Source organism: Serratia sp. C2(1), assembly GCF_036352655.1.
GTDB lineage: Bacteria > Pseudomonadota > Gammaproteobacteria > Enterobacterales > Enterobacteriaceae > Serratia > Serratia inhibens.
The window spans coordinates 1-26,366 of record NZ_JAZFBA010000004.1; the positions used below are offsets into that span (position 1 = coordinate 1).

Genomic DNA, 26,366 nt, shown 5'->3' on the forward strand with positions numbered 1-26,366 from the left:
CGGCTCTGCCACACGGCCGTTCTTCGGCGTGCAGCCTGCGTTGGTCGATAACCTAGGTACACCTCAGGAAGGTGCCTGCGAAGGCAATTTGGTGATCACCGATTCCTGGCCAGGCCAGGCGCGTACGTTGTTCGGTGACCATGATCGTTTTGAGCAGACTTACTTCTCCACCTTTAAAGGCATGTATTTCAGCGGTGACGGCGCCCGCCGTGATGAAGATGGATATTACTGGATCACCGGCCGTGTCGATGACGTGCTGAACGTTTCCGGGCACCGTCTGGGCACCGCAGAAATCGAGTCTGCGTTGGTCTCGCACCCGAAAATCGCCGAAGCGGCGGTAGTCGGCATTCCGCATAATATTAAAGGCCAGGCAATTTACGCCTATATCACGCTGAATCATGGCGAAGAGCCCTCTCCCGAACTCTATACCGAAGTTCGTAACTGGGTACGCAAGGAAATAGGACCGATCGCCACGCCAGACGTGTTGCACTGGACAGATTCGCTGCCCAAAACGCGCTCCGGCAAGATCATGCGCCGCATCCTGCGCAAAATCGCTGCGGGTGACACCAGCAACCTCGGTGACACATCAACCTTGGCGGACCCGGCGGTCGTCGGCAAGCTGTTGGAAGAAAAACAATCAATGAAAGTACCGTCGTAATTTTCATGAGTAGTGCCCGTTCAGTACTCTTTTACTTAGTGAATGGGTACTGAAAAAAGTACTATTACGGTTACATTGATTTAGATTCATATCATGTGGGGAGATATTCTTAACCCATTTAGTTAAGTGGTTGTTTGCTGAGGTAACCATTAATCTTATGGATGATTTAAACTCATATGTTAAAGTTGATATTATTGCTAGCAGAGTTGCGAGCATGGAAGTGATGCACTCATTTCAATCTGCTGTCTATGTTCACATTCCAATGCATTTGATAAAGTATTTTGATTTAAGATTGAATCATTATAGGGAGATAGCTAGGGGGTTAGGTATGAATAGTAATACTTAGACGCTTATATGATACTTTTGATTAAAGGTTTCGTGTTTTGTTCTGAATTGAAAGTTATATCTGTAGTTATTGCAAGGTGATGGTGTATTACCTTGATGGGAGTAGTGTTCAAGTTTTTAATTTTGTTATGCTAGTGATGGATGGCTTATCGATATGTGAGCGTACCCTTAAAATTTTAAAGAATTATTGTAATGCCAGTGAGGTTAATGGGTGGTGTGGCATGGGCTGAAAGTCATTATGAGGGTGGTTAAATGAATGAAAATTTAATGTTGTGCACACATAAGTTAGATGTTAGGGTGGTTTTTAGAGATGTAGATATGGGAAGAATAGTTCATCACCCAAATTATATGTTTTATCTTGAAGCTGGTCGGGAAGGTTGGTTTAATATTTTTGGTGTTGATCTAAATGAATTGATTATTGATAAAAAATACGGGCTAATGGTTTGTTCTTTTGAGATCTCTTACAAATCCCCAGTGTTTCTTGGTGATGTTGTTACTATAGAGACACAATTGGTAAATAGAACACGAGTGTCATTCACTTTTCTACAAAAAATATGGCGGGATGGTAAACTACTCACAAATGCAAGAGTTAAGGTTGTTGGTGCTTATGTTGATAAATATAAACCTGCTGTCTTACCAAGAGAAGATGCAGAAAAACTATTGTGAGTCGATTTTCATAAGATTTTAACTATGTTGGTTAATATTACCTATTTAAGCTATCTATCCTATATTAACACTGACTCTTCAATTATAATAGTTAGCAATGCCAGATAAAAGGCCTGGCATTGCCCGCCTTAAAGGTCACTGGGTGAAAAAATCGTTATACAGCATATAAAGGTGTGCCGCGCTCCATGAGAAATTTGGCGCTCCTTGCTGCATGCCGGTCAGTGGATTGTAGTTTTCGCGGATTGGCCCATCGGTCAGCAATCCGTCGGCATGATTGAAGAAAGCCTGCGCCATGGCTAAGGCGTCGGCACGATGGCCATAGCTTTCCATACCTTTTAGCCCGAAATATAACTGATCAACCCATACGCGTCCGCGCCAGTAAATATCCGCGCCGAACGCTGGGTTGGTCAGTGCTGCAGTGCCGAGTGGAACGTAGGTATTGAATTCGTGCGGATCTTTCTCTCAATGATTTCTCTGAAAATCTTGTTGACTCTTTCTTCGTTTAAGTAGAATAGAATCTCATCTTCATTACGTAAATGAAAACCATTGTAAATATGGTCTTCACAGAAAGGCATTCTTGGGATGTTCAGTGCCCTTGATGTGAAGTAGGTGAGTAGTGCATAACCAAAATCTTTCCCACAATTAAATCCCTGAACCCTACTGTAATCTCCATAATTTGCTCTTCCCATCCCAATGCAGTCAGATAGTAAAGGATCCTGGACAATGTGCTTGCTAATATTTAGGTTTTTAAATGCTTGCTGCGTTTGTGTTGTTACAAATGAGCCCATGCCCACCTCTGGGAATATGCTGTATTCATTTACTTGGTAATGTTCGGGCATACAGGGTTTTAATGCTGTGGAAAAGAACAACTATATATTTATGTGGTTGACATAGTGCCATTTTGATTCGAAAATGAACAGGCTTACTTGTTGTCTTCGGACAACCAGCTAATGCTTCAGCACTCTGTGAGAAGCGCCTTCGGGTGAGTGCCAACCAAAGTTTCAGTGGTCTGTGAGAAACGCCTTCGGGTGACTACAAATAGCCTCGTAGCCTGAAAGAGGAAGCCCATGTGGCGGTAACTCCGTTTAGCCTTTGAGAACGGAGATCACTTAACGGTGATGAAGGTTCCTTCAGCATTTCACTTCCGGGTACATTCCCAATCTCTGCAATTATCCTGACGGAAAACACATCCCGTCAGGGCTGGTGTTATTCGTCTTTCTATCAGGACTGACACTATGAACAGAACGAACTTTCTCTGTGTCGTTGTTTCATTTGTGAAACACCAGACTGAACAGCTGCTTCCCTACGCGAGTGTCGGAGTTGGCTTGGCCAGACTGGAAGAAGATGCATTGCTTTTGCAACGCATTTTTGTCGATCTCGAACAGGCGGCTCGGAATATCCAGAGTATGCGGAATTCTGAGGATAAACTGGCTATCGATCAAACAGTGTTCTGGGCAGCACATGCATTGGGACACCGTCAATTTTATGACCAGGTGAATCAGCGGCTCCTGCGAATGGGGTTGCGGCAAGCGATTAGGCTGGGCAACCAACTCGACCCGGAACTGTGGCAGTGTGGTTGGCAAAGTGGTTATGACGATGCTTACAGCAATGACATAGAAGCCAGGGTAGATATGGAGCAAAGCAGTATTTGTTGAATCCACACCTTTAACCATCGTCTGATTGCGCTTTCAGCAATCAGTTCCCCCAGGGAAATACCTTTCCCCTGGGATCGGTGTTTCCCTTTTTTTCAGGAGAAACACCATGTCTGTACTTTCACAATGGCCTTATCAGCCAGAACTCCAACTCATAGACCGTCTGCGCGCATTTTGGCACCGAATACAACGGAGCCAGCCGGGTGCGGAGGACCTCATTGATACCGAGTGGTTCACCAACGAAACAGGCAATGTCAGCTGTAAAGCCGTTATTTACCCAATGACTTCCGGCGGCTGGGGAGCGACTGTCGTTTCGCGTAACGGTTATCACAAGGGGGATTTTTCCTACGACTATCAATGCTTTATGACCCTCTTCCCCTCTCAGGTCGCAGCGCTGTGGGTAGCTGAACAACGCTTCAGCATTGGTCCGCAGGAAGAGTCCATACCCCAGAAAGCAAAAAAACCGCCATAGGCGGGTTCTTCTAAATAGGGCGACCGGACTCGGACAACCGGCGCTTGCGCCAGGTTTAACAACGCTTCAACGTTGGCCCGCAGGGTGAGGCCTTCAGGCCGAATAATCGAACTTGTTCGATGGAGAGTCCATATCCTGAAAAGCAAAAAACCCGCCATAGGCGGGTTCTTCTAAATATGGTGCCCGGACTCGGACAACCGGCGCTTGTGCCGGATTGAACAACGCTTCAGCGTTGGCCCGCAGGGTGAGGCCTTCAGGCCGAATAATCGAACTTGTTCGATGGAGAGTCCATATCCTGAAAAGCAAAAAACCCGCCATAGGCGGGTTCTTCTAAATATGGTGCCCGGACTCGGAATCGAACCAAGGACACGGGGATTTTCAATCCCCTGCTCTACCGACTGAGCTATCCGGGCAACGGGGCGCATTTAACCCTATTGGCCGGATATCGTCAATCGCTTTCTGTCACAAACCCGATCGGTTGCTCTTTTTTCACTCAAAAGGGTAGGGCGCTGCCTGGCGTCCGCTTCGGCCTGCGGCAATAGATATGCAGAAAATATGTGTATTTATACCATTTTGATTTTGCAGGGTTTTATTTTTATTTGATAAATAACAATAGGTTGCGATAATTCTGGTTAGAAGGGGAATAACATGATTGTTACTTGAACCTCATAAAAAAACATGCAATCATTGCGCAAATTTTGGCACTCTACGTCCCCTAACGGTGTTTCCGCTCATTTAAGTCAGAGGATTACTGGCATGACTGGTTTTGTTACTCAAGCGCCACTGCGCACCAGACATCTGAAGATGCCATCACGCCGCCGTTACCTTTCCCGAACACAGTACGCCAAGAACGCCCTGCCGACCATGCGGTAAGGCATCTTCTGATGCTCGCTGTTAGGCATTATTAAAAATAGAGCTGCGGCTCTGATTTTACTGATGTCTATCGGACGCTGCCGATACCAGTCCCCGATAGCTGCCTGATGATCTCGCGATCATGAGCCGGTCACGGTTGCGCTTTATGCGGCAACGCCGGGCATCACTTTGCCGGGATAACCTTTGTTATCTCATCGCCGTGCCCCGTGGCACCACCTCATCCTTAACCGTTTGAGAGTTAGCATGATGAAAGAATTGAAAATAGCAACAAGCGCCGGCCTGGTCGCCACCATTGAAACGTTGCGCCAGATTGTCCGCATCGAACAGACGGACTATACCGACGTGGCTGCGGTGGTGGTGTCGGTTGATGACGTTAACGCCGGTATTTTGGCGCAGTTGAAAGCCACCGGATTCGAGATCCCAACGTTTGTTGCTGTTGAAGGGGATGAACACCTCTCCCCGGACTACCTGCCGTTTATTACCGGCGTTTTTGCCCTGGCCGGCGCCAGCAAGGCGTTCTATATGGCGCAACTGGAAGCCGCTGCGGACGCCTACGAGCAGGCGCTGCTGCCGCCGTTTTTCAAAACGCTGAAGACCTATGTGGAAATGGAAAATTCCACTTTTGCCTGCCCGGGGCATCAGGGCGGGGAGTTTTTCCGCAAGCACCCGGCCGGCCGGAAGTTTTTCGAGTTCTACGGCGAAACGCTTTTCCGTTCCGACATGTGCAACGCCGACGTCAAGTTGGGTGACCTGCTGATCCACGAAGGCTCGGCCAAGGATGCGCAAAAGCATGCGGCGCGGGTCTTCAACGCCGATAAAACCTATTTCGTGCTCAACGGCACATCGGCGGCCAACAAAGTGGTGACCAATGCGCTGCTGACCCGCGGCGATTTGGTGCTGTTCGATCGCAATAACCATAAATCCAACCACCACGGCGCGCTGATCCAGGCCGGGGCGACGCCGGTGTATCTGGAGACCGCGCGCAACCCGTTTGGTTTTATCGGCGGCATCGATTCGCGGTGTTTTGACGAACGCTATCTGCGTGAGCAAATCCGTGAGGTGGCGCCGGAGAAGGCCAATGTGGCGCGGCCGTTCCGCCTGGCGATCATTCAGCTCGGCACTTACGATGGCACTATCTATAATGCGCGCCAGGTGATCGACACCATCGGCCACCTGTGCGATTACATCCTGTTTGACTCCGCCTGGGTGGGTTACGAAGGCTTTATCCCGATGCTGAAAGAGTGCTCGCCGCTGCTGCTGGAGCTGGATGAACTCGATCCGGGCATTTTCGTTACCCAGTCGGTGCATAAACAGCAGGCCGGTTTCTCGCAGACCTCGCAGATCCACAAGAAAGACGATCACATCAAGGGCCAGAAGCGTCACTGTAACCACAAGCACCTTAACAATGCTTTCATGTTGCACGCCTCGACCAGCCCGTTCTACCCGCTGTTCGCCGCGCTGGACGTTAACGCCAAGATGCATGCAGGCGCCGCCGGCCGCCGCATGTGGATGGACTGCGTGAAGCTCGGCATCGAGACGCGCAAGCAGTTGCTGGAACGCTGTTCCCAGCTGCGGCCGTTTATTCCGCTGCAGGTCGCGGGCAAGGACTGGCAGGATTACGATACTGACCTGATCGCCAACGACGCCCGTTTCTTCAACTTTGTGCCGGGCGAGGCATGGCACGGTTTCGAAGGTTATGCGCAGGACCAGTATCTGGTTGATCCGTGCAAGCTGCTGCTGACCACGCCGGGAATCGACGCAGCCACCGGCCAATACACCGAGTTCGGCGTGCCGGCCACCATTCTGGCCAACTTCCTGCGCGAGAACGGCATAGTGCCGGAGAAGTGCGATCTTAACTCGATCCTGTTCCTGCTGACCCCGGCGGAAAACCCGGCCAAGATGGAGCACCTGGTCGATATGCTGGTGCGGTTCGAACGTTACGTGGAAGAAGACGCGCCGCTGAGCGAAGTGTTGCCGACGGTGTACCGCAAGAACGAGCAGCGCTACCGCGGCTATACCCTCCGCCAGCTGTGCCAGGAAATGCACGATCTGTACGTCAGCTTCGACGTTAAGCAACTGCAAAAAGAGATGTTCCGCCAGAACCATTTCCCGCAGGTGGTGATGAACCCGCAGGACGCCAACGTGGAGTTTATCCGCGACAACGTCGAGCTGGTGCCGATCGGCCAGGCCGAAGGGCGCATCGCGGCGGAAGGCGCGTTGCCGTACCCGCCGGGCGTGCTGTGCGTAGTGCCGGGGGAAGTGTGGGGCGGAGCGGTGCAGCGTTACTTCCTGGCGCTGGAAGATGGCATCAACCGTCTGCCGGGCTTCTCACCGGAGCTGCAGGGCGTGTATATCGAGAAAAAGGATCACGGCTGGAAGCGCATTTTCGGCTATATGATCAAGCAGTAAACGCGCCTCGGGCTGCTTTGCCGCAATTAAGAGCGGCCTGCTTCGCGCAGGCGCCGCCACAGGGTGGTGCGGCTGATACCGAGGTACTGCGCGGTCGCGGCGCGATCGCCATTAAATTGCGCCAGAGCAGCCTGAACGTCTGATATGACGGGCGCAGGCGGCTCGGGCGATAACCCGACGCACACCAGCTCCGGCAGCCAGCCACAGAGCTTCTGTTCACTCAATGCCTCCGAGGGTTCGGCGCTTAAAAACAGTGCCAGCCGCTGCATCATGTTACGCAATTCGCGAATATTCCCGGGCCAGCTATAGCCCTGCAACCGTTGTAGGCAGGAAAAAATACCCTGCATCCAGGCGGCGGTAAATGGCACGCTCAGCTCTGCCAGCGCCTGTTTCAGATACCACTGGGCCAGTTCCATCACGTCCTGTTCTCGCTCACGCAGCGCGGGCAGGCTCAGGCGCAGCGTATTGAGCCGATAAAACAGATCGGGGCGAAACTCGCTGCGGCTCACCGCGTTTTCCAGGCTGCAGTGGGTGGCGCTGATAATGCGCACCTTCACCGGGATAGGGCGCTGCCCGCCCACCCGGGTGATTTCTTTTTCTTCCAGCACGCGCAGCAAGCGGCTCTGCAGAGGCAGCGGCATTTCACCGATCTCGTCGAGAAACAGCGTGCCCCCATCGGCCGTTTCAAACAGGCCGGCGCGCCCACCGCGGCGGGAGCCGGTAAACGCCCCCTCTTCATAACCGAATAACTCCGCCTCCAGCAGCGATTCGGCAATGGCGCCGCAGTTGATAGCAACGAACGGAGCCGCCGCACGGCGGGAAAAGCATTCCTGATGAATGGCCTGGGCGGCCAACTCTTTGCCGGTGCCGGTTTCCCCCTGGATAAGCACTGCGGCGGATGAGCGGCCATAAAGCGCGATCGTGCGGCGAACGTTCTCCATTATCGGTGAATCGCCGCGCAGGTGGTTTATCCCATAACGCGCGCGCAGGGTTTCGCGGCCGGAGGGGGGCTTGCGCGGTTGGGCCGCGCCTTGCAGGGAACGCGTCCTGCTCAGCGCTTCATGAAAAGCCTGGCGCACCGTGGCGGTCGAATAGATGAGCACGCCTGCAAGCGCCGCTTCCTGAGCCAGATCGGTAATCAGCCCGGCGCCGACCACCGCCTGAACGCCTTTCGCTTTTAATTCATTGAGTTGCTCGCGCGCTTCTTCTTTAGTGACGTAGCTGCGCTGTTCCAGTTGTAAATCAAACGCGTGCTGAAATTCCAGCAGCTCCGGCAGCGTTTTTTTATAGGTAATGATGCCTACTGACGAGGCCATGCGGCGCGCCTTGGCCAATGCCTGCACGATGTCAAAGCCGCCCGGTTTGATCAGCACCACCGGCACGGAAAGGCGGCTTTTCAAATAGGCGCCGTTGGAGCCTGCGGCAATGATGACGTCGCAGCGCTCGGTGAGTAATTTTTGGCGGATATGCTGCACGGCTTTTTCAAAGCCCAACTGAATGGGGGTGATGCTTGCCAGGCTGTCGAATTCCAGGCTGATATCCCGCAGCAAGTCAAACAGGCGCGTGACGGAGACGATCCAGATGGCGGGCTTGTCGCCGGCGCCGTCCGGCAGAGCTGAGGAGTAAGCCATAGGTTCAACATGCATGCGGGAACATACCTATGGTTGTAGGCGTGTTTCACGCATGTTTCAAGCCAGGAGTGTGAAACGTTTCATGAAACGTTAACCGGGGCGCATTTTTTGAAATGTCGGCCTGGCTCAGCGATGAGGTTTGCTTATCTTTTTGATTAACATTGTTTTTTCATGGGTCCGATTTTAAGCCAGGGTTGGTACGTCCCTTGCTTTATTGCCGATACCTGAAAATAACAGCTGTCTGCAAGAGGATAAGCCTATGACATCCCCCTCTCCGGGCCAGGCCTTTCGTGCCGCATTAAGTAAAGAAAGCCCGTTGCAAATTGTCGGGACCATCAATGCAAATCATGCGCTGCTGGCGCAACGCGCCGGTTTTCAAGCCATCTATCTTTCCGGCGGCGGCGTGGCGGCTGGCTCGCTGGGGCTGCCCGATTTAGGCATTTCCACGCTTGATGATGTGCTGACCGATGTGCGGCGGATAACCGACGTTTGCCCGTTGCCGCTGCTGGTGGACGCGGACATTGGATTCGGCGCTTCGGCCTTCAACGTGGCGCGCACCGTGAAGGCTATCGGCAAAGCCGGAGCGGCGGCGCTGCATATCGAAGATCAGGTTGGCGCCAAGCGTTGCGGGCACCGGCCAAATAAGGCCATTGTGTCTACGGCGGAGATGGTCGATCGCATCAAGGCGGCGGTGGATGCCCGCACCGATCCCAATTTTGCCATCATGGCGCGCACCGATGCGCTGGCCGTGGAAGGGATTGAGGCAGCGCTCGATCGCGCCCGGGCCTACATCGAAGCCGGGGCGGATATGCTGTTTCCCGAGGCGGTGACCGAGCTGGAGATCTACCGTCGATTCGCCGGCGCGGTGGCGGTGCCCATTTTGGCCAATATCACCGAGTTCGGCGCGACGCCGCTGTTTACTACTGAAGAATTGAAAAGCGCGCATGTTGCGATGGCGCTCTATCCTTTATCTGCATTCCGCGCCATGAATCGAGCGGCGGAAAATGTTTATCGGGTTCTGCGCCGGGAAGGCACGCAAAAAAACGTCATCGACCAAATGCAAACTCGTCACGAGCTTTACGAGAGCATTGGTTACTACCAGTTCGAAGAGAAATTGGATGCCTTGTTTGCCCGCGAACGCGGCGAATAAGGTTTTCTTCGCCAATATCACAGAGAGGCTGACATGACAGATACAAGCCCCCAACAGACACCCTCAGGCAATAAACCGAAAAAATCCGTTGCCTTATCTGGCGTGGTCGCCGGCAATACCGCGCTGTGTACCGTCGGCAGAAACGGCAACGATTTGCACTACCGCGGTTATGACATTCTCGAGCTGGCGCATTATTGTGAGTTTGAAGAGGTGGCCTATTTGCTGATCCACGGCAAATTGCCCACCCGGCACGAGCTGGACGCTTATAAGGTCAAACTCAAAGCGCTGCGCGACGTGCCGATGAACGTCAAAACGGTGTTGGAAGCGCTGCCCGCCGCCTCGCATCCCATGGACGTCATGCGTACCGGCGTCTCCGCATTGGGCTGCGTTTTGCCGGAGAAAGACGCACATGGCACCCCGGGCGCCCGCGATATCGCCGACAAACTCCTGGCCTCGCTCGGTTCCATGCTGCTGTACTGGTATCACTATAGCCACAACGGCAAACGCATTGAGACGGAAACGGATGACGACTCGATTGGCGGCCATTTCCTCCATTTGCTGCATGGCGCCAAGCCCACGGAAAGCTGGGAAAAGGCGATGCACGCCTCGCTGGTGCTCTACGCCGAACATGAATTCAACGCTTCTACCTTTACCGGCCGGGTGATTGCCGGTACCGGTTCGGACATTTATTCGGCGATTGCCGGCGCGATTGGCGCGCTGCGCGGCCCTAAACACGGCGGCGCCAATGAAGTCTCTCTGGAAATCCAGCAGCGTTATGAAACGCCGGAAGAGGCGGAGACCGACATCCGCAAACGCATCGAGAACAAAGAGGTGATCATCGGTTTTGGCCACCCGGTGTATACCCTCGCCGATCCCCGTCATCAGGTCATCAAACGCATTGCGCATCAACTGGTGGAAGAAGCGGGGCAGCCGAAGCTGTTCAATATCGCCGACCGATTGGAGAGCGTGCTGTGGGAAACCAAAAAAATGTTCCCTAACCTCGATTGGTTCTCGGCGGTCTCTTACAACATGATGGGCGTGCCTGCTGAAATGTTCACGCCGCTGTTTGTCATCGCCCGTGTTACCGGTTGGTCGGCGCATATTATTGAGCAGCGCCTCGACAACAAGATTATCCGGCCTGCGGCGGCCTATATCGGCCCGCAGGAGCGCGCTTTTGTGCCCGTCGATCAGCGTCAATAAACCGGCGGCCGCATGGCGCCGCATTTGCCAATAATCATAAAACAGGAAGATAGCCTTATGTCCGCCTCCGTGCTCAACATCCGTCCGGATTTCGATCGTGAAATGGTCGATATTGTTGATTATGTTATGAATTTTGAGGTTACATCTGCACTGGCATATGAAACCGCGCACTATTGCTTTCTCGATACGCTGGGTTGCGGCCTGGAAGCGCTGCAATATCCGGCCTGCAGGAAGCTGCTCGGGCCAATAGTGCCGGGCACCCAGGTGCCCCACGGCGCACGCGTGCCGGGGACGCAGTTTCAGCTCGATCCGGTGCAGGCGGCCTTCAATATTGGCACCATGATCCGCTGGCTCGATTTTAACGATACCTGGCTGGCGGCTGAGTGGGGGCACCCTTCGGATAATCTGGGCGGGATCCTGGCGGTGGCGGACTGGCTGTCGCGCAATGCGGTGGCCGGTGGGAAAGCGCCTCTGACGATCGGGCAAGTGCTTGGCGGCATGATCAAGGCTCATGAAATTCAGGGCTGCATTGCGCTCGAGAACTCCTTTAACCGCGTCGGCCTGGATCATGTTTTGCTGGTGAAAGTCGCTTCCACGGCGGTGGTGGCAGCGATGTTGGGGTTGTCCCGCGACGAAATCCTCAACGCCGTCTCGCTGGCCTGGGTGGATGGCCAGGCGCTGCGTACCTACCGCCATTCGCCCAATACCGGCACGCGTAAGTCCTGGGCGGCCGGCGACGCCACCTCACGGGCAGTGCGACTGGCGCTGATGGCGCAAACGGGGGAGATGGGCTATCCCTCGGCGCTCAGCGCCAAGACCTGGGGATTTTGCGACGTGCTGTTCAACGGTGAACCGCTGCGCTTTCAGCGCCCCTATGGCTCTTACGTGATGGAAAACGTGCTGTTCAAGATCGCTTTCCCGGCGGAGTTCCATGCTCAGACGGCGGTAGAAGCCGCAATGACGCTGCATCAACGGATGTTGGCGGCGGGCAAAAGCGCAGCGGATATCGGCAAAGTGAGCATTCGCACTCATGAAGCCTGCATCCGCATTATCGATAAGCAGGGGCCGCTTGATAACCCGGCGGATCGCGATCACTGCATTCAGTATATGGTGGCCATCGCGCTGCTGTTCGGGCGCCTGACTGCAGCAGATTACGAAGACAAGGTGGCGCAGGATCAACGCATCGACAGCTTGCGCGCCAAGATCGGCTGTGTGGAAGACCCCGCTTTTACCGCCGACTACCACGATCCCGAGAAGCGTTCTATCGCTAACGCCATTACGTTGGAATTTAGCGACGGCAGCCGCTTCGAGGAGGTCGAGGTGCAATACCCGATCGGGCACGCCCGCCGTCGCCAGGACGGTATCCCTTTGCTGATTGAAAAATTCACCACTAACCTGGGGCGCCAGTTCCCGCTCCGGCAGCAGCAGCGGATTTTGGCTATCTCTTTGGATCGGCGGCGTTTAGAGCAGATGCCGGTGCATGAATACCTCGATCTGTACGTGATTTAAACGCCGCATCTGCAGCGATAAGCCGAAAAAAGGGCCGGTTTTTATGCCGGCCCTGATTATTTTCCGCCTGGAGCGCATTACCTTCTGCGATAACTCTTCTGCGCGTTGTTCACCTTCACCAGATAACGGCGTGACTCGCTGGCCGGGTGCTTGGTGGTCAGCGTCTGGTAAATGTCACCCGGCTGCATGCCGTTGATGATACTCACCGCGCGGGTTCTGTCGCTGGAGAACACACGCAACACGCTGCCTGCGCCGCCGTTATAGGCGGTGATCACCGCATAGCGGCGCGAGGTCGGGTTCTGAATGCCGCCCAGGTAGTTGTTTTGCAGGATCGCCAGATAAGCGGTGCCGGTGTCGATGTTGTTCTCCGGATCGAACAGGTAACTGCGGCTTGGCGTACCCCATTTCCCGCGCATCTGGAACACGTCTTTACCGGCGGTATGCTGCACAACCTGCATCAGGCCAAGCGCATCCGAACCGCTGACCGCATACGGGTTAAAGCTGGATTCGGTCTGCATGATCGCCAGGATCAGCGACTCTTCCACACCGTATTTCTCCGACGCCTTGCGTACCATCGGCAGGTACTTGTGCGCACGTTGATCCAGGTGGTTTGGCACCAACTGAATGGTGACCGAGTAAATCACGTGCAGGCCGGAAGTGCGTTTTTGCAGCTTGGTTTGCAGCAGATAGTCGGCAAAATGCGCCGCACGCCATTCCCAGCGGATCGGTGCGCCTTTGTTATCCAGCACCTGGCCGTACAGGAACGGCTCTTTACTGATCTGGATATCGTTGACGTCGGAATAGAGATCGATTGAACCCGGATCGTCGCCCATCAGCAGGGTGCTGATGATCGCCTGGCGCAGGTGAGCGGCAGGATCGGTAGTGGCGATGGTTTCAATGGTGATCGCACCAGAATCAAAGTTGATGTGGCTACGGGTTTGATACTGATCGGTATATTTAACGTAATCTTTTGGCCCGGCGATCAGAACTTCGTTCAGACCCCAGATATTCTCGATGTTGTGGGCAAACTGGCCCATCAGGATCTCGAAACCGTTGGTGTCTTTGACCCAGGCTTCGTTGACTTCGGTGCTTTTTTTGCCGGAACAGGAAATAAGCAGGGGCGCTATCACTAGCAAAGCTATAATTTTCTTCATCTTAAAGCCGTATACGAGAAGTATTGGAAGGGCCAGCGCCTGGCCCCAACAGCATTATTCGCTCGGTGGCGTGTAGCCTTCGATGTGCACGTCGTGCCCTTCGAACAGGAATTTGACCATTTCGGCTTCCAGCAGTTTGCGGTCATCCACGTTCATCATGTTCAGCTTTTTCTCGTTGATTAGCATGGTCTGCTTTTTCATCCATTCGGCCCAGGCCTCTTTCGAGATCTCGTTATAGATGCGTTTGCCTACGTCACCCGGGTAAAGCTGGAAGTCCTGCCCTTCGGCATCGCGCTGCAAGAAGGTACAAAAAATGGTTCTGCTCATGCTAATTCCTCATCAATGGCGTTATCGCCATATAAATTTTGTTGGAGCGGGGAGTGTTTTGCCAACTGTTGCAACAGGCGGTCAACCGGCGCTGCCAGCCCGACGGCGGGCGGTTGCGCCAGGTTATACCAGAGACCGACCCCCTCATCCATACTGCCGCCGGCATCCTTCATTTCCAGCCACATTGGCACAATATCGAGATGGAAATGGCTGAATGTGTGACGAAATGCGGTCAACTGCTCCAGGCGATTGCCTTTCAGACCGCGCTGTTGCAGCCAGAGTTCCATCTCTTCGCGTTCGCTGAACTGCGGGAAGCAAAACAGCCCGCCCCACAGCCCTACGGCCGGGCGCTGTTCCAGCCAGGCCCGCTCGCCGCTCTGCAGCAATAAGAAGTAGGCGGTTTTTTCCGGCAGCGTCTGCTTCGGTTTTTTGCCGGGGTATTTTGCCCAGCTGTGGTTAGCGTAAGCGATGCAGCCGGTGTTAAGGGGGCACAGCTCGCATTTGGGTTTGGAGCGGGTGCAGACCATCGCGCCCAGGTCCATCATCGCCTGATTGAACTGGCCGACGCCCTTGGCCGGGGTGACGTCTTCACTGATCCGCCACAGGCGGTTCTCTACGTCTTTTTTGCCCGGCCAGCCCTCAACTGCATAGCAGCGGGCCAGCACGCGCTTCACGTTGCCGTCGAGGATCGGATAGTGTTGGCCGAGCGCCAGCGACAGCACCGCACCGGCTGTTGAACGGCCGATGCCGGGCAAAGCGGCGATTTCGTCAAAGGTTGTCGGGAACTCGCCGCCGTGCTGTGCGACAATGGTTTGTGCAGCCTTGTGCAGGTTGCGTGCGCGGGCGTAGTAGCCCAGGCCGGTCCACAGGTGCAGCACTTCGTCCAGCGGCGCTTCTGCCAAGGCGCGTACGTTGGGAAAGCGCGCCATAAAACGCTGAAAGTAAGGAATAACGGTGGCAACCTGAGTTTGTTGCAACATGACCTCGGAGAGCCATACTTGATAGGCGGTCTTATCAAGCTGCCACGGCAGGGTTTTACGGCCGTAACGCTGGTACCAGTCAAGCACCACCTGTGCGAACTGTTGTGCTTGCATCATAAGCAGATTCGATATCCGGCAGAAAATGAAGCGAGATTGCAGCATAGAGTCATGTTGCTGTAAACCGGAACTTTCCGACGTCGCACCGCAGGTATCAAGATGAACACTTGCTAAACCAAGGTATCTTTGCATAATGCGCGTTTCCCTAATTGGCAGCCAAACAGACAGAAAGCACTATGATTAATGACGTCATCTCCCCGGAATTTGATGAGAACGGCCGCGCGATGCGCCGTATCCGCAGTTTTGTCCGCCGCCAGGGGCGGTTGACCAAAGGCCAGCAGCACGCGCTGGACAACTATTGGCCGGTGATGGGCGTGGAGTATCAGGCTGAACCTGTCGATATCGCCGCACTGTTCGGACGCGAAGCGCCGACCGTGCTGGAGATCGGTTTTGGCATGGGCGCCTCGCTGGTGACCATGGCGAGCAACAATCCACAGCAGAATTTCCTGGGGATTGAGGTGCATTCGCCGGGCGTGGGCGCTTGTCTGGCTGACGCCACAGAAGCGGAATTGAGCAACCTGCGCGTGATGTGTCACGACGCGGTTGAAGTGCTGGAGAATATGATCCCGGACGGATCGCTGGACATGGTGCAGCTGTTTTTCCCCGATCCGTGGCACAAAGCGCGCCACAACAAACGCCGCATCGTACAGACGCCGTTTGTTGAACTGGTGCGACGCAAACTGAAAGTCGGCGGCGTGTTCCATATGGCCACCGACTGGCAACCTTATGCAGAACATATGTTAGAGGTTATGAACGGGATCTCAGGCTACCGTAATCTTTCCAGCGATAATGATTACGTGCCGCGTCCGGATTCACGCCCGCTGACAAAATTTGAATTACGCGGCCAGCGTCTGGGACATGGCGTTTGGGATTTGATGTTTGAGAGGAAAGAATAATGGCTAAGAACCGCAGTCGTCGTTTACGTAAAAAGTTACACATTGAAGAGTTTCAGGAGCTGGGTTTCTCCGTAGCATGGCGCTTTGCCGAAGGCACCGCGGTTGAGGATATCGACAGCACGCTGGACGCTTTCATCGACGAAGTGATTGAGCCGAATGGCCTGGCGTTTGACGGCAGCGGCTACCTGCAGTGGGAAGGGCTAATCTGCCTGCAAACCATCGGGCATTGCACCGACGAGCAGCGCGAACTGGTCAAAAAATGGCTGGAAGCGCGCAAGCTGTCTGACGTTAAGGTCAGCGATCTGTTCGATATTTGGTGGGATTGATTTTGCCAGCCTGATGAGCGCGGCATCGCGCCGCGTTGTTCATTGATTTAAGGTGCCCTAACGGCACCTTAGACTGTGGACAACCCGCCGAAAAACGTGGTTTTCGGTGGGTTGGGGTAAAACAGAAAATCTGATTCTTTGTTTTTATTGGCACTCACAGCACTGCTTTTAACTACAGAGGACTTTTTCAGCATTCTCAGGTGCCTTAACGGCACCTTTGTTTTATGCCCAATAGATTTCAAGTTGCGGCTAAGCGGCAAGTATGAGAATCCCCGGAAGCTTACTCAGGTAAGTGACCGGGGTGAGCAAACGCAGCCAATAAATAACGCTGCGGCTTGAAAGATGAAGGGCAATCCGGAGTGTGACCTAGGTGGTAACGACATTGGATAACGCGTTGCTGGATGACATCCTGCAACAGGTGCGCCCGCTGATTGGCAAAGGTAAGGTGGCGGACTATATACCGGCGCTGGCGGAAGTGGCCGCCGACCGCTTGGCGATCGCCGTTTGCACCGTCGACGGCGAAATGTTCCAGGCCGGAGACGCCACGGAACGTTTCTCTATTCAGTCCATTTCCAAGGTGCTGAGCCTGACGCTGGCGCTGACGCGCTACCAGGAACACGAGATTTGGCAGCGGGTCGGCAAAGAGCCTTCCGGTCTGCCGTTCAACTCGCTGTTGCAGTTGGAAATGGAACAGGGCAAGCCGCGCAATCCGTTTATCAACCCCGGCGCGCTGGTGGTGTGCGACATGCTGCAAACCCGGCTCAGCGCCCCTAAACAGCGGATGCTGGAAGTGGTGCGGCAGCTGACCGGCGAAGACGATCTGGCTTATGATTCCCGCGTGGCGCGCTCCGAGTTCGAACACTCCGATCGCAATGCGGCGATAGCCTATTTGATGAAGTCGTTCGGCAATTTCGAAAACGACGTGCTCACCGTTCTGCAAACCTATTTCCACTACTGCGCGCTGCGCATGAGCTGCGTGGAGCTGGCGCGCAGTTTTGCCTATCTGGCCAATCACGGGCGCGATCTCAGCGGGCGTGAAGTGATAAGCCCGCTGCAAGCCCGCCAGATCAATGCGCTGATGATGACCAGCGGTATGTACGACGGCGCGGGGGAGTTTGCCTACCGGGTGGGCATGCCGGGCAAATCTGGCGTGGGCGGCGGCATTGTCGCTATCGTGCCCGATGAGCTGTCGATCGCCGTCTGGTCGCCGGAGCTGGATGCATCCGGTAACTCCCTGGCGGGAACTGCGGCGCTGGAACTGTTGTCTCAACGGATTAGCCGTTCGATTTTTTAATCCCACCACGGAAGGGAGTCAGGAGAAAATATGTTAAAGAAAACCGGGTTAGCCTTACTGCTGTTGACCGCTTCACAGGCGCATGCCGAATATCAGTGCAGCGTTAAACCTCAGGACGACGTGATCATCAGCCCGCAGAACGTGCAGGTGACTGGCGCCAGCGGCAATTTGCAGATTTCGGCGGATGGCGATGTCACCCGTAACGGCCAGGCGCTGAGCCTCAACGACAGCCAGCGTCAGAAAGCGTTCAGTTACCAGAGTGCATTGCGCAAAGAACTGCCGTGGATCGACAAGGGCGCGCAGCAGCATCTGGAAAAAGCGCGGGTGGCGCTGGACAAGGTGATCGTGAAGGAATTGGGTAGCGACAGCAATGTGCGCAACCGCCTGACCACGCTGAACGACCAACTTAAGCAGCAGATGAACCGCATTATCGAACACCGCAGCGACGGCCTGGCCTTCCACCACAAGGCGATTGACCAAGTTGAGCAGGATGGCCGCAACCTGGTGCAGCAAAGCATGGGCGGCGTGTTGCAAGACAGCCTGAACGAGATGGGCGTCAAGCAGGCCGCCAGCAGCGGCGGTAACCCGTTGCAGGCGATTATGGGCAACCTGGGTGGCCTGCAGAAGGCGATTCAGAACGAATGGAACAACCAGGAGCAGGATTTCCAGAACTTTGGTCACGACGTCTGCAACCGCGTTACCGGCCTGGAAACCCAGCGTAAAGACCTGCTTAACGCGTTGAAGTAACATTAGCTTTATCACTATCGGAGCGTTTTTTGACCTGCTGACGACTATCTGACAAACTGGCTAAACTATAATCAATTGCCAAAAGGATTTTGCATTGATGCCAGTGATATTTCGTTTTAAAGGGTATAAGTTTTTCTTTTACTCAAATGAAGGCGATCCTTAGAGCCTGCTCATATTCATGTCAGAGACGCGGGGGACGGAAGCCAAGTTCTGGTTGACGCCGGTTGTGCAACTGGCACGCAATGATGGGTTTAATTCCAGAGTATTAAAAGAGTTAACTGGAATTATTGAAGATCACCAGTCGCTGTTTTTGGAGGCCTGGAATGAGTATTTCAGGTAAAGCTGTCAGCTTTGATGAGGTGACAATGTGGGTGGAACTGAGCGATGCCAGAATTATTGGTGTTCCGCTAACATGGTTCCCCCGGTTGCTGAATGCAACGGATGAACAACGCGTTTGCTATGAGTTGAGTGCTTGTGGGATCCATTGGGATGCGTTGGATGAAGATATTTCCGTTGAGGGTTTGCTAAAGGGGCGTGGCGATGTGACACATCGCCCCCATCAGGCGGCCTGAGACACAGGTCCGTTAAATCAATAAAAAAGCGCTGATAATTCAGCGCTTTTTTTTATTCATCCGCCAGGAACAGCTCCAGCAGCGAGTTAAGGAACAGCTTGCCTTTTTCAGTGATCTGCCAGTATTCCGCCGTTTCCTCCAGATAGCCTTTTGCCAGCGCTTCATCCAGCTGTGGGCGAATAACGCTTTCGTCCAGCCCGGTGTAGTGAGCGAAATCGGCGCGCGGCGCGGCCTCCAGCAGGCGGAAGCGGTTCATAAAGAACTCGAACGGCCGATCTGCCGTCGTCACCTCATGCTGCTTGTCCATGTACTTGCCCTGCATAAAACCGCGCGGATGCTTGGTTTTCGCGGTGCGCAGAATGCGGCCGTCGCTGAAGGTCAGCTTGCCGTGCGCGCCGCAGCCAATCCCAAGATAGTCGCCGAAGCGCCAGTAGTTGAGGTTGTGCCGGCACTGGTAGCCCGGCTTGGCGTAGGCCGAGGTTTCATACTGCCGGTAGCCGGCGGCGCTCAGCAGTTGGTGGCCGCGTTCGAAGATGTCCCACAGCGCATCGTCGTCCGGCAGCACAGGTGGCCGCGAGCTGAACAGGGTGTTCGGCTCGATGGTCAGCTGATACCACGACAGGTGCGGCGGATTCAGAGCGATCGCCTGGCGCAGATCGTCCAGCGCCTCTTCCAGCGACTGGTCCGGTAAACCGTGCATCAGATCGAGGTTAAAACTGCGTAAGCCGAGACCGGTGGCCAGGTGTGCCGCGCGCTTGGCCTCTTCCGGGCCGTGAATGCGCCCCAGACGGGTTAACTTCTCCGCGCTGAAGCTCTGCACGCCGATCGAGATGCGGTTCACACCGGCGCGCTGGTAGCCGCTGAAGCGATCGGCTTCCACGGTGCCGGGGTTGGCCTCCATGGTGATCTCCGCGTCATCGGCGACGCGAATACGCGCCCGCACGCCGTCGAGCAGCGATTGCATCGCCTCGGCGCTCAGCAGGCTGGGGGTACCGCCACCGATAAAAATGGTGCTGATTTCCCGGCCGCCGGCCAGCGGCAGATCGGCATCCAGATCGGCCAGCAGGTGATCGACGTATTCCTGATGCGGCACTTCACCCTTCAACGCGTGCGAGTTGAAGTCGCAGTACGGGCATTTCTGCACGCACCACGGGATGTGAATGTACAAACTCAGCGGGGGCAGCTTAAGCATTGCGCATGGCTTCCAGCATCAGCTTCAGCGCCTTGCCGCGGTGTGACACCGCGCTCTTCTCGTCGCGGCTCAGTTCGGCGGCGGTGCGGCCCAACTCCGGGACGTAGAAGACGGGATCGTAACCGAAACCACCGGCACCGGCGGATTCAAAAGCGATTTCACCCGCCCAGCTACCGTGGAACACCAGCGGCGTAGGGTCTTCTGCATGGCGCATGTACACCAACACGCAGTGGAACTGCGCGCCGCGGCTGCCTTGCGGCACGTCTTTCAGCGCCACCAGCAGCTTGTCGAGATTTTGTTGGTCAGAAGCGTCTACGCCGGCGTAGCGCGCAGAGTAGATGCCAGGAGCGCCGCCCAGGGCGTCCACCGCCAGGCCGGAGTCATCGGCGATCGCCGGCAGGCCGGTGATTTGCGCCGCGTGACGGGCTTTCAGGATGGCGTTTTCGATAAACGTCAGGCCGGTTTCCTCGGCGGAATCCACGCCCAGCTCGGTTTGTGCGACCACGTTCAGACCGAAATCGGCCAGCAGGTCGGCGAGTTCACGCACTTTTCCCGGGTTACCGGTGGCAAGAACGACTTTTTGCATGATGACTACCTTGAAAATTATTCGATAAGCGCCGCGACCACGGCGGGGATCTGTTGCGGATTAACGATGCGTAACTGTTTGTGCCGCCCCAGTTCGCCTTTCTCGATGGTGACGTTGCTTTTCGCCACTTTAAACTGCTTGGCGATAAACTTGATCAGATGGGCGTTGGCCTGGCCGTCAACCGGCGGAGCGGTAATGGCGACTTTCAGTTCGTCGCCATGCAAACCGATAATCTGGTCGCGGCTGGCTTTCGGCTGAATATATAGCCTGATTGCCAGCCCGTCCAGCACGGGGGTGACTGCACTCACAGCAGGAACCAGATCTCACCGAACAGATCCATACCCAGGTAGTTGATCAGATACAGGATCAGGATCACCACCATCGCTGAAAAATCGATACCGCCCATGGCCGGAAGAATGCGGCGGATCGGGGCCATCAGGGGTTCCGTCAACTGATACATCACATAGTCAATCGGGCTGCGGCCCTGGCTGATCCAGCTCATCAGGGCGCGGATAATCATCACCCAGAAGATCAGATAACCGGCCGACTTGACCAGCGAAATCAGGCCAAACAGCAGGTTATACGGGCTGAGTGACATCGCGCCGCCCTGGATCAGCAGCAGCAGCGGATACTTGATGGTCATCAGCAGGAACGCCAGCAACAGCGAAGCGCTGTCGACAGGCCCCAGCGACGGGATGATGCGACGCAGCGGGCCGACCACCGGCTGGGTGATCTTCACCACGAACTGGGCGAACGGGTTATAAAAATCGGTACGCGTCCACTGCATCCAAATGCGCAGCAGCAGTACCATGACGTAAAGATCAATAACGGTTTTGACCAAAAAAGTCAGCGTTAGCATGAAAGGGTCCTTCTCCTTAACTCTCGGTTATTTAAAATGATTTTTCCATTTCCTGCGCACGGGAAACCGCCGCGCGCATGGCTTTGGCCACGGTCTCCGGCAGTTGTTGCTCGTTGAAGACCCGCAGCGCTTCGGCGGTGGTGCCGCCTTTGGAGGTGACCTGCTCGCGCAGGGTCGATAATGGCGTCTCCGGGTTGGCTTCCACCAGCGCGGCGGCGCCGGAAGCGGCTTGTTGTACCAGCTCGCGCGCGGTTTGGCTGTCGAAGCCCATGCGCTCGGCTTCTTGCTGCATGGCTTCCATAAACAGGAAGAAGTAGGCCGGTGCGCTGCCTGCGGCGGCGATGACGCCGTTGATGCCGTTTTCGTCATCCACCCAGCAAACCTTGCCGACGGAGGCCATCAAATCGCCGGTGTAGTCGCGATCCTGCTGGCTGACCTGCGGCGGCGCGTACAGGCCGCTCATGCCTTTGCCAACCAGAGACGGGGTATTGGGCATAATGCGCACGATGCTCAGCTTGTCGCTCAACAGTTGGTAAAAACGGCTGACCTGAATGCCGGCGGCGATCGACAGCACCAGCTTGCCGGAGAAGTCGATCTGCTGCAGCGGCTGGCAGACGTCGGCCATCATCTGCGGCTTTACCGCCAGCACCACGACCTCGGCCTCGCGCGCGCAGGCCAGGTTGTCGCTGCTGCTGATGATGCCGTAGTCCGCCGCCAGCGCATCGCGGTTTTTAGCCGAAGGCGCACAGACGCTGATGAGTTTAGCCGGGTATCCGCCCGCCACCAGGCCGGCGATAATCGCGCGCGCCATGTTGCCGGCGCCAATAAAGGTAATCTTACGGTGTTGCATCAAAATTCCTCGTTATATGTCAGGCCGGTGAATAATCACGAGCGCCAAAAATTGCGGTGCCGATACGCACCAGGGTGCTGCCTGCGGCAATCGCCGCCGCCATATCATCCGTCATGCCCATCGACAGGGTATCCACCTGCGGATAATGCTGTTGCAGGGCCAGGAAGGCGTCGCTCATCTGGCCGAAGACCGCCAACTGGCGCTGGTAGTTTTCTTCCGGAGCCGGAATCGCCATCAGCCCACGCAGCCTAAGGTTCGGCAACGCGGCTACCGCCTCTGCCAGCGCCGGTAATTCAGCCAGTACAATGCCAGATTTACTCTGTTCATCGCTGATATTAATTTGGATCAGAACGTTAAGCGGCGGCATGCCCGCCGGGCGTTGATCGCTGAGCCGTTGGGCGATACGCAGCCGATCCACCGTGTGGCACCAGGCGAAGTGCTCCGCCACCAGCCGGCTTTTATTGGATTGCAGCGGGCCGATAAAGTGCCAATCCAGCGTTGCGCCTTCCGGCAGCGTGGCGAAATGCTGAACTTTATCCACGCCTTCCTGTACGTAATTCTCGCCAAAAGCACGCTGGCCGGCGGCGATGGCTTCTGCGATCGCCGCCACAGGTTTGGTTTTGCTGACTGCAAGCAGAGTGATTTCTTCTGGAGCGCGTGCGCAACCTTGAGCGGCTGCCGCGATGCGGCTTCTGACATCCTGCAGATTCTGTTGGATAGTGCTCATTATTGACCCAGGAGATTGATATGGATATCGATGAATTCGTGGCCCTTAGTGTAAAGCATAATGCTTCCGATCTGCACCTTTGTGCGGGTCACCAACCCATGTTGCGCATTGATGGTGAACTGCAACCGCTGGAAGGGGCAGAAATACTGACCCAGGAGCGAATGCACCAGCTGTGCGGCACGCTGCTGCAACCGCCGCAGCGGCAGCATTTGCAGCAACAGGGCCAGCTCGATCTGGCGTTGACGCTGGAGGGTGATATTCGGCTGCGCGCCAATTTCTTTTTGCAGAATCTGGGGGTATCCATTGCGTTGCGGTTGATTGCCGGCCGCTGCCCGACGCTGGCGGCGTTAGCGGCACCGGGCATTGTCCCCGCGCTGCTGCAGCGTGAGGACGGCCTGATACTGGTCACCGGCGCGACCGGCAGCGGTAAATCCACCACGTTGGCGGCGATGATTGACGACATCAATCAGCATCAACGGCGGCATATCATCACGCTGGAAGACCCGATCGAGTTTATGCACCGCAGCCGGAAGTCGCTGATCCAACAGCGTGAGCTGGGCCGCGACAGCCACAGCTTTGATGAAGCGCTACGCGCCGCGCTGCGTGAAGATCCGGATGTGATTCTGTTGGGGGAATTGCGCGATACCACCACCATTCGTTTGGCGCTCACTGCGGCGGAAACCGGCCACCTGGTGCTGGCGACGCTGCATACCCGCAGCGCGCCGCAGGCGGTGGATCGTTTGGTCGATGTTTTCCCGGCGGAAGAAAAGCCTTATGTGCGCTCACAGCTGGCCGCCAGCCTGCAGGCGGTGATTGCGCAAAAGTTGCTGAGCAGGCCCGGCGGCGGGCGGGTGGCGATCTTCGAGGTACTGACGGCGACTGCGGCGGTCAGCAGCATGATCCGCGAAGGCAAAACCCATCAGCTCGCCAGCGTGCTGCAAACCGGCGCACAGTCCGGCATGCAGACCTTTGAGCAGGGATTGCAGCAGCGAATCAAAGCCGGGTTGCTTGGGGGAGAAGAAGGGGCGTGACGGGCCGGTCAGCCCAAGTGCCGTTCGAACCAGCTTTCCAGGATGACCACCGCGGAGGCGGAGTCCACGCTGCCTTTGTCCAGCGCGCGGAAACCGCCGCGATCGAACAAATTGGCGCGGGCTTCGACGGTGCTGAGGCGTTCGTCATGCAGCGCGACCTGCACGCCGAAGCGGCCATGCAGGCGGTTGGCGAACTTGCGTGCCTGCTCGGTCACCAACTGCTCGGTGCCATCCATATTCAACGGCAGGCCGACCACCACCAGATCCGGCTGCCACTCTTTCAGCAGTTTTTCGATCTTTTGCCAGTCCGGAGAGCCGTCCTGCGCCTTGAATGCCGCCAACGCGCGGGCGCTGCCGGTGAGTTCCTGACCTATGGCCGCGCCGATGCTTTTGGTGCCGAAGTCGAAGGCGATAATGGTGCGGTTGGTCATCAGGCGTGTCCTGCTTGGTTGGCAATGCTGCGGATATCGATGCCAAGACGGTTGGCGGCTTCGCGCCAGCGGCTGGCGATCGGCGTATGGAACAGAATGTCGGTGTCGGCTTCGATGGTCAGCCAGGCGTTTTCCAACACTTCCTGTTCCAGTTGGCCTTTTTCCCAGCCGGCATAGCCGAGCGCAACCAGTACGTCATCCGGCTGCTCCGGGGTGCCGAGCGTTTCCAGCACGTCTTTCGAGGTGGTGATCATGGTATCCGGTGAAATCTGGATGCTGGAGCCGAAGCCACTGCGTGGCGTGTGCAGGATAAACCCGCGATCGTCCGCCAATGGGCCGCCGGCGAATACCGGTTTATCCAGGCTGATGGCCGGATTGCGAGCGGGCGGCATGATCTTCAGCTTGCTCAACACCGTTTCCACCGTGAACTGTTCCACCGGTTTGTTGATCACCAGGCCCATGGCGCCGTCTTCATTGTGCTCACAGACGTAAATCACCGAGCGTTTGAAGCGAGGATCCTGAAGAGATGGCATGGCGATAAGAAAATGGTGCTGTAAATTCATGGCGTTATTTAAGGTAATTGAGTGGTGAGAAGTTAAACAGCCGCCAGTATGCGGCTATACCCGTCGGCTTTCAAGCCGCAGCGTTGTTGGCTGCATGCGCTCATCCCAGTTACTTACTTAAGTAAGCGCCAGGGTAAGCCCGTGCCGGTCTGAAAGGTCAGGACTGCGGGCGACAGCGCCGCCCGCATGGCGGGTTACTTAGCTGCCAGACGCTTTTCGATCGCGTCCATCAGCATGCCGGTGATGGAAACCGGGAAAGCCGCTTCGATTTCGCGTGCACAGGTTGGGCTGGTGACGTTGATCTCGGTCAGACGATCGCCAATTACGTCCAGGCCAACGAAGATCAGGCCTTTCTCTTTCAGCGTCGGGGCCACTGCGCGGGCAATTTTCCAGTCGCTTTCGCTCAGAGGGCGCGGTTCACCACGGCCACCGGCCGCCAGATTACCACGGGTTTCACCCTGCGCCGGGATACGCGCCAGGCAGTACGGCACCGGTTCTCCGTCAACCACCAGAATGCGCTTATCGCCTTCCTTGATCGCCGGCAGGAAGTTCTGCGCCATGCAGAAACGGCTACCATGTTCGGTCAGGGTTTCGATAATCACCGACAGGTTAGGATCGTCCTGCTTCACGCGGAAGATGGACGCGCCGCCCATGCCGTCCAGCGGTTTGAGGATAATGTCGCCGTGCTGCTGGTGGAATTTGCGGATGTGGGCTGCGCTACGGCTGACCAGAGTGTCCGGCGTCAGCTCCGGGAACCAGGCGGTGAACAGCTTCTCGTTGCAGTCACGCAGGCTCTGAGGCTTGTTGACCACCAGCGTGCCTTTCACCTCTGCGCGCTCCAGAATGTAGGTCGCGTAGATGTATTCGGTATCGAATGGCGGATCCTTGCGCATCAGAATCACGTCCAGATCCTGCAGCGCCAGATCTTGTTCGGCTCCGAAGCTGAACCAGCTCTCTTTATCTTCTTTCACGCTCAGCAAACGGGTGCGGGCGCGTCCATCACCGGCGTGCAGATAGAGATCGTTCATCTCCATGTAGTGCAGTTCCCAGCCACGGCGCTGCGCTTCGAGCAGCATGGCGAAGCTGGTGTCTTTCTTGATATTGATGGAGGCGATAGGGTCCATCACGATGCCGAGCTTAATCATTTTC

The 26,366-nt window shown here is 55.7% G+C and carries 28 protein-coding genes, 1 tRNA gene and 2 pseudogenes; 15 read left to right on the forward strand and 16 right to left on the reverse strand.

Translation table 11 applies throughout. The features are described from left to right. The coding region (locus V2S86_RS19785) for an AMP-binding enzyme (RefSeq protein ID WP_442996297.1) at positions 1–658 on the forward strand (658 nt) is incomplete at its 5' end. A gap of 597 nt (positions 659–1,255) precedes the next feature. After that, positions 1,256–1,669 (forward strand): acyl-CoA thioesterase, encoded by a 414-nt coding sequence (locus V2S86_RS19790; protein WP_330763810.1) that lies wholly within the window; start codon positions 1,256–1,258, stop codon positions 1,667–1,669. Between the two features lie 135 nt (positions 1,670–1,804). Here V2S86_RS19790 and V2S86_RS19795 read toward each other — a convergent pair. Then, a pseudogene (locus V2S86_RS19795) lies at positions 1,805–2,125 on the reverse strand (MGH1-like glycoside hydrolase domain-containing protein); the annotation flags it as partial. Next, a complete protein-coding gene (locus tag V2S86_RS19800) occupies positions 2,077–2,457 on the reverse strand; it encodes a hypothetical protein (RefSeq protein WP_330763811.1) in 381 nt (126 codons plus the stop codon). The gene V2S86_RS19800 and the pseudogene V2S86_RS19795, both read right to left, overlap by 49 nt. Before the next feature lie 447 nt (positions 2,458–2,904). Here V2S86_RS19800 and V2S86_RS19805 point away from each other — a divergent pair, with 447 nt between their 5' ends. Further along, the gene (locus V2S86_RS19805; RefSeq protein ID WP_330763812.1) at positions 2,905–3,324 is read left to right on the forward strand and encodes a hypothetical protein; all 420 of its coding nucleotides are present in this window, start codon (positions 2,905–2,907) and stop codon (positions 3,322–3,324) included. A 106-nt stretch (positions 3,325–3,430) separates the two neighbouring features. After that, positions 3,431–3,793 (forward strand): hypothetical protein, encoded by a 363-nt coding sequence (locus V2S86_RS19810; RefSeq protein ID WP_330763813.1) that lies wholly within the window; start codon positions 3,431–3,433, stop codon positions 3,791–3,793. A 337-nt stretch (positions 3,794–4,130) separates the two neighbouring features. Here the strand turns inward: V2S86_RS19810 and V2S86_RS19815 are convergent. Beyond that, a tRNA-Phe gene (locus V2S86_RS19815) sits at positions 4,131–4,206 on the reverse strand. Between the two features lie 706 nt (positions 4,207–4,912). Here V2S86_RS19815 and speF point away from each other — a divergent pair. Beyond that, positions 4,913–7,075, forward strand: a complete 2,163-nt coding sequence (speF, locus tag V2S86_RS19820) for an ornithine decarboxylase SpeF (protein ID WP_330764020.1) — start codon at positions 4,913–4,915, stop codon at positions 7,073–7,075. Positions 7,076–7,101: 26 nt separating this feature from the next. Here speF and prpR read toward each other — a convergent pair whose 3' ends face one another. Then, positions 7,102–8,706 (reverse strand): propionate catabolism operon regulatory protein PrpR, encoded by a 1,605-nt coding sequence (prpR, locus tag V2S86_RS19825; protein WP_330763814.1) that lies wholly within the window; start codon positions 8,704–8,706, stop codon positions 7,102–7,104. A 259-nt stretch (positions 8,707–8,965) separates the two neighbouring features. Here prpR and prpB point away from each other — a divergent pair, with 259 nt between their 5' ends. Genes prpB through V2S86_RS19840 form a run of 3 tightly spaced genes read left to right on the forward strand, consistent with a single transcriptional unit; the run spans position 8,966 to position 12,565 of the window. Next, complete coding sequence (gene prpB / locus V2S86_RS19830) at positions 8,966–9,856, forward strand: methylisocitrate lyase (RefSeq protein WP_330763815.1); 891 nt, start codon at positions 8,966–8,968, stop codon at positions 9,854–9,856. 33 nt (positions 9,857–9,889) lie between these two features. Beyond that, on the forward strand, positions 9,890–11,056 hold the full coding sequence (gene prpC, locus V2S86_RS19835) for a bifunctional 2-methylcitrate synthase/citrate synthase (protein WP_330763816.1): 1,167 nt from the start codon (positions 9,890–9,892) through the stop codon (positions 11,054–11,056). Between the two features lie 57 nt (positions 11,057–11,113). Beyond that, on the forward strand, positions 11,114–12,565 hold the full coding sequence (locus V2S86_RS19840; protein ID WP_330763817.1) for a bifunctional 2-methylcitrate dehydratase/aconitate hydratase: 1,452 nt from the start codon (positions 11,114–11,116) through the stop codon (positions 12,563–12,565). 77 nt (positions 12,566–12,642) lie between these two features. On the opposite strand, the gene mltC is transcribed toward V2S86_RS19840, so the two are convergent. From mltC to mutY, 3 genes are read right to left on the reverse strand one after another with little or no spacing between them, the layout of a single operon-like run. Next, positions 12,643–13,719: a membrane-bound lytic murein transglycosylase MltC gene (gene mltC, locus V2S86_RS19845; RefSeq protein ID WP_330763818.1), complete on the reverse strand. Its 1,077-nt coding sequence runs from the start codon at positions 13,717–13,719 to the stop codon at positions 12,643–12,645. A 54-nt stretch (positions 13,720–13,773) separates the two neighbouring features. Next, positions 13,774–14,046 carry an oxidative damage protection protein gene (locus tag V2S86_RS19850; RefSeq protein WP_311995315.1) on the reverse strand — a complete coding sequence of 91 codons (273 nt, stop codon included), beginning with the start codon at positions 14,044–14,046 and terminating at the stop codon, positions 13,774–13,776. Continuing rightward, complete coding sequence (mutY, locus tag V2S86_RS19855) at positions 14,043–15,143, reverse strand: A/G-specific adenine glycosylase (RefSeq protein ID WP_442996141.1); 1,101 nt, start codon at positions 15,141–15,143, stop codon at positions 14,043–14,045. The genes V2S86_RS19850 and mutY overlap by 4 nt, the downstream gene beginning before the upstream one ends. 176 nt (positions 15,144–15,319) lie before the next feature. Between mutY and trmB the strand changes: the two genes are divergently transcribed. The 6 genes and pseudogenes from trmB to V2S86_RS19885 all read left to right on the forward strand — a co-directional run bounded on the left by trmB (position 15,320) and on the right by V2S86_RS19885 (position 18,978). Further along, positions 15,320–16,039: a tRNA (guanosine(46)-N7)-methyltransferase TrmB gene (gene trmB / locus V2S86_RS19860; RefSeq protein WP_004948035.1), complete on the forward strand. Its 720-nt coding sequence runs from the start codon at positions 15,320–15,322 to the stop codon at positions 16,037–16,039. Continuing rightward, positions 16,039–16,365, forward strand: a complete 327-nt coding sequence (locus V2S86_RS19865; protein WP_004948032.1) for a YggL family protein — start codon at positions 16,039–16,041, stop codon at positions 16,363–16,365. The genes trmB and V2S86_RS19865 overlap by 1 nt, the downstream gene beginning before the upstream one ends. A gap of 370 nt (positions 16,366–16,735) precedes the next feature. Beyond that, entirely contained in the window at positions 16,736–17,659 is a 924-nt protein-coding gene (gene glsB / locus V2S86_RS19870) for a glutaminase B (protein ID WP_065506855.1), read from the forward strand. A 30-nt stretch (positions 17,660–17,689) separates the two neighbouring features. Then, entirely contained in the window at positions 17,690–18,406 is a 717-nt protein-coding gene (locus V2S86_RS19875) for a DUF2884 domain-containing protein (protein WP_330763820.1), read from the forward strand. Positions 18,407–18,503: 97 nt separating this feature from the next. Continuing rightward, positions 18,504–18,746, forward strand: a pseudogene (locus V2S86_RS19880) (DUF4160 domain-containing protein). Next, positions 18,730–18,978 (forward strand): DUF2442 domain-containing protein, encoded by a 249-nt coding sequence (locus V2S86_RS19885; protein ID WP_330763821.1) that lies wholly within the window; start codon positions 18,730–18,732, stop codon positions 18,976–18,978. The pseudogene V2S86_RS19880 and the gene V2S86_RS19885 overlap by 17 nt, the downstream one beginning before the upstream one ends. Positions 18,979–19,030: 52 nt before the next feature. Here the strand turns inward: V2S86_RS19885 and hemW are convergent, their stop codons facing one another. From hemW to V2S86_RS19915, 6 genes are read right to left on the reverse strand one after another with little or no spacing between them, the layout of a single operon-like run. After that, a complete protein-coding gene (gene hemW / locus V2S86_RS19890; protein ID WP_330763822.1) occupies positions 19,031–20,170 on the reverse strand; it encodes a radical SAM family heme chaperone HemW in 1,140 nt (379 codons plus the stop codon). Continuing rightward, positions 20,163–20,756, reverse strand: coding sequence for an XTP/dITP diphosphatase (locus V2S86_RS19895; RefSeq protein WP_065506522.1), 594 nt, complete (start codon positions 20,754–20,756; stop codon positions 20,163–20,165). The genes hemW and V2S86_RS19895 overlap by 8 nt, the downstream gene beginning before the upstream one ends. A gap of 17 nt (positions 20,757–20,773) precedes the next feature. Then, a complete protein-coding gene (yggU, locus tag V2S86_RS19900; RefSeq protein WP_004948014.1) occupies positions 20,774–21,064 on the reverse strand; it encodes a DUF167 family protein YggU in 291 nt (96 codons plus the stop codon). Continuing rightward, positions 21,061–21,615 (reverse strand): YggT family protein, encoded by a 555-nt coding sequence (locus V2S86_RS19905; protein ID WP_004948012.1) that lies wholly within the window; start codon positions 21,613–21,615, stop codon positions 21,061–21,063. The genes yggU and V2S86_RS19905 overlap by 4 nt, the downstream gene beginning before the upstream one ends. A 31-nt stretch (positions 21,616–21,646) precedes the next feature. Further along, the gene (gene proC, locus V2S86_RS19910; protein WP_330763823.1) at positions 21,647–22,465 is read right to left on the reverse strand and encodes a pyrroline-5-carboxylate reductase; all 819 of its coding nucleotides are present in this window, start codon (positions 22,463–22,465) and stop codon (positions 21,647–21,649) included. Between the two features lie 19 nt (positions 22,466–22,484). Next, positions 22,485–23,192 (reverse strand): YggS family pyridoxal phosphate-dependent enzyme, encoded by a 708-nt coding sequence (locus tag V2S86_RS19915; RefSeq protein ID WP_330763824.1) that lies wholly within the window; start codon positions 23,190–23,192, stop codon positions 22,485–22,487. A 20-nt stretch (positions 23,193–23,212) separates the two neighbouring features. On the opposite strand from V2S86_RS19915, the gene V2S86_RS19920 reads away from it, so the two are divergent. After that, positions 23,213–24,223, forward strand: a complete 1,011-nt coding sequence (locus tag V2S86_RS19920; RefSeq protein WP_330763825.1) for a type IV pilus twitching motility protein PilT — start codon at positions 23,213–23,215, stop codon at positions 24,221–24,223. 8 nt (positions 24,224–24,231) lie between these two features. Here V2S86_RS19920 and ruvX read toward each other — a convergent pair whose 3' ends face one another. The 3 genes from ruvX to gshB all read right to left on the reverse strand — a co-directional run bounded on the left by ruvX (position 24,232) and on the right by gshB (position 26,362). Continuing rightward, on the reverse strand, positions 24,232–24,654 hold the full coding sequence (gene ruvX / locus V2S86_RS19925; RefSeq protein ID WP_065506518.1) for a Holliday junction resolvase RuvX: 423 nt from the start codon (positions 24,652–24,654) through the stop codon (positions 24,232–24,234). Beyond that, positions 24,654–25,217: a YqgE/AlgH family protein gene (locus V2S86_RS19930; RefSeq protein WP_330763826.1), complete on the reverse strand. Its 564-nt coding sequence runs from the start codon at positions 25,215–25,217 to the stop codon at positions 24,654–24,656. Before V2S86_RS19930 ends, ruvX begins: the two co-directional genes overlap by 1 nt. A gap of 194 nt (positions 25,218–25,411) precedes the next feature. Continuing rightward, a complete protein-coding gene (gshB, locus tag V2S86_RS19935) occupies positions 25,412–26,362 on the reverse strand; it encodes a glutathione synthase (RefSeq protein ID WP_004947997.1) in 951 nt (316 codons plus the stop codon). Positions 26,363–26,366: the final 4 nt, after the last annotated feature.

What these genes read in the sequence shown, in the direction of transcription:
- V2S86_RS19790 (WP_330763810.1), top strand. Translation starts at nt 1,256, where the DNA reads ATGAATGAAAATTTAATGTTGTGCACACATAAGTTAGATGTTAGGGTG.
- V2S86_RS19800 (WP_330763811.1), bottom strand. Translation starts at nt 2,457, where the DNA reads ATGGGCTCATTTGTAACAACACAAACGCAGCAAGCATTTAAAAACCTA.
- V2S86_RS19805 (WP_330763812.1), top strand. Translation starts at nt 2,905, where the DNA reads ATGAACAGAACGAACTTTCTCTGTGTCGTTGTTTCATTTGTGAAACAC.
- V2S86_RS19810 (WP_330763813.1), top strand. Translation starts at nt 3,431, where the DNA reads ATGTCTGTACTTTCACAATGGCCTTATCAGCCAGAACTCCAACTCATA.
- speF (WP_330764020.1), top strand. Translation starts at nt 4,913, where the DNA reads ATGAAAGAATTGAAAATAGCAACAAGCGCCGGCCTGGTCGCCACCATT.
- prpR (WP_330763814.1), bottom strand. Translation starts at nt 8,706, where the DNA reads ATGGCTTACTCCTCAGCTCTGCCGGACGGCGCCGGCGACAAGCCCGCC.
- prpB (WP_330763815.1), top strand. Translation starts at nt 8,966, where the DNA reads ATGACATCCCCCTCTCCGGGCCAGGCCTTTCGTGCCGCATTAAGTAAA.
- prpC (WP_330763816.1), top strand. Translation starts at nt 9,890, where the DNA reads ATGACAGATACAAGCCCCCAACAGACACCCTCAGGCAATAAACCGAAA.
- V2S86_RS19840 (WP_330763817.1), top strand. Translation starts at nt 11,114, where the DNA reads ATGTCCGCCTCCGTGCTCAACATCCGTCCGGATTTCGATCGTGAAATG.
- mltC (WP_330763818.1), bottom strand. Translation starts at nt 13,719, where the DNA reads ATGAAGAAAATTATAGCTTTGCTAGTGATAGCGCCCCTGCTTATTTCC.
- V2S86_RS19850 (WP_311995315.1), bottom strand. Translation starts at nt 14,046, where the DNA reads ATGAGCAGAACCATTTTTTGTACCTTCTTGCAGCGCGATGCCGAAGGG.
- mutY (WP_442996141.1), bottom strand. Translation starts at nt 15,143, where the DNA reads ATGATGCAAGCACAACAGTTCGCACAGGTGGTGCTTGACTGGTACCAG.
- trmB (WP_004948035.1), top strand. Translation starts at nt 15,320, where the DNA reads ATGATTAATGACGTCATCTCCCCGGAATTTGATGAGAACGGCCGCGCG.
- V2S86_RS19865 (WP_004948032.1), top strand. Translation starts at nt 16,039, where the DNA reads ATGGCTAAGAACCGCAGTCGTCGTTTACGTAAAAAGTTACACATTGAA.
- V2S86_RS19875 (WP_330763820.1), top strand. Translation starts at nt 17,690, where the DNA reads ATGTTAAAGAAAACCGGGTTAGCCTTACTGCTGTTGACCGCTTCACAG.
- V2S86_RS19885 (WP_330763821.1), top strand. Translation starts at nt 18,730, where the DNA reads ATGAGTATTTCAGGTAAAGCTGTCAGCTTTGATGAGGTGACAATGTGG.
- hemW (WP_330763822.1), bottom strand. Translation starts at nt 20,170, where the DNA reads ATGCTTAAGCTGCCCCCGCTGAGTTTGTACATTCACATCCCGTGGTGC.
- V2S86_RS19895 (WP_065506522.1), bottom strand. Translation starts at nt 20,756, where the DNA reads ATGCAAAAAGTCGTTCTTGCCACCGGTAACCCGGGAAAAGTGCGTGAA.
- V2S86_RS19905 (WP_004948012.1), bottom strand. Translation starts at nt 21,615, where the DNA reads ATGCTAACGCTGACTTTTTTGGTCAAAACCGTTATTGATCTTTACGTC.
- proC (WP_330763823.1), bottom strand. Translation starts at nt 22,465, where the DNA reads ATGCAACACCGTAAGATTACCTTTATTGGCGCCGGCAACATGGCGCGC.
- V2S86_RS19915 (WP_330763824.1), bottom strand. Translation starts at nt 23,192, where the DNA reads ATGAGCACTATCCAACAGAATCTGCAGGATGTCAGAAGCCGCATCGCG.
- V2S86_RS19920 (WP_330763825.1), top strand. Translation starts at nt 23,213, where the DNA reads ATGGATATCGATGAATTCGTGGCCCTTAGTGTAAAGCATAATGCTTCC.
- ruvX (WP_065506518.1), bottom strand. Translation starts at nt 24,654, where the DNA reads ATGACCAACCGCACCATTATCGCCTTCGACTTCGGCACCAAAAGCATC.
- V2S86_RS19930 (WP_330763826.1), bottom strand. Translation starts at nt 25,217, where the DNA reads ATGAATTTACAGCACCATTTTCTTATCGCCATGCCATCTCTTCAGGAT.
- gshB (WP_004947997.1), bottom strand. Translation starts at nt 26,362, where the DNA reads ATGATTAAGCTCGGCATCGTGATGGACCCTATCGCCTCCATCAATATC.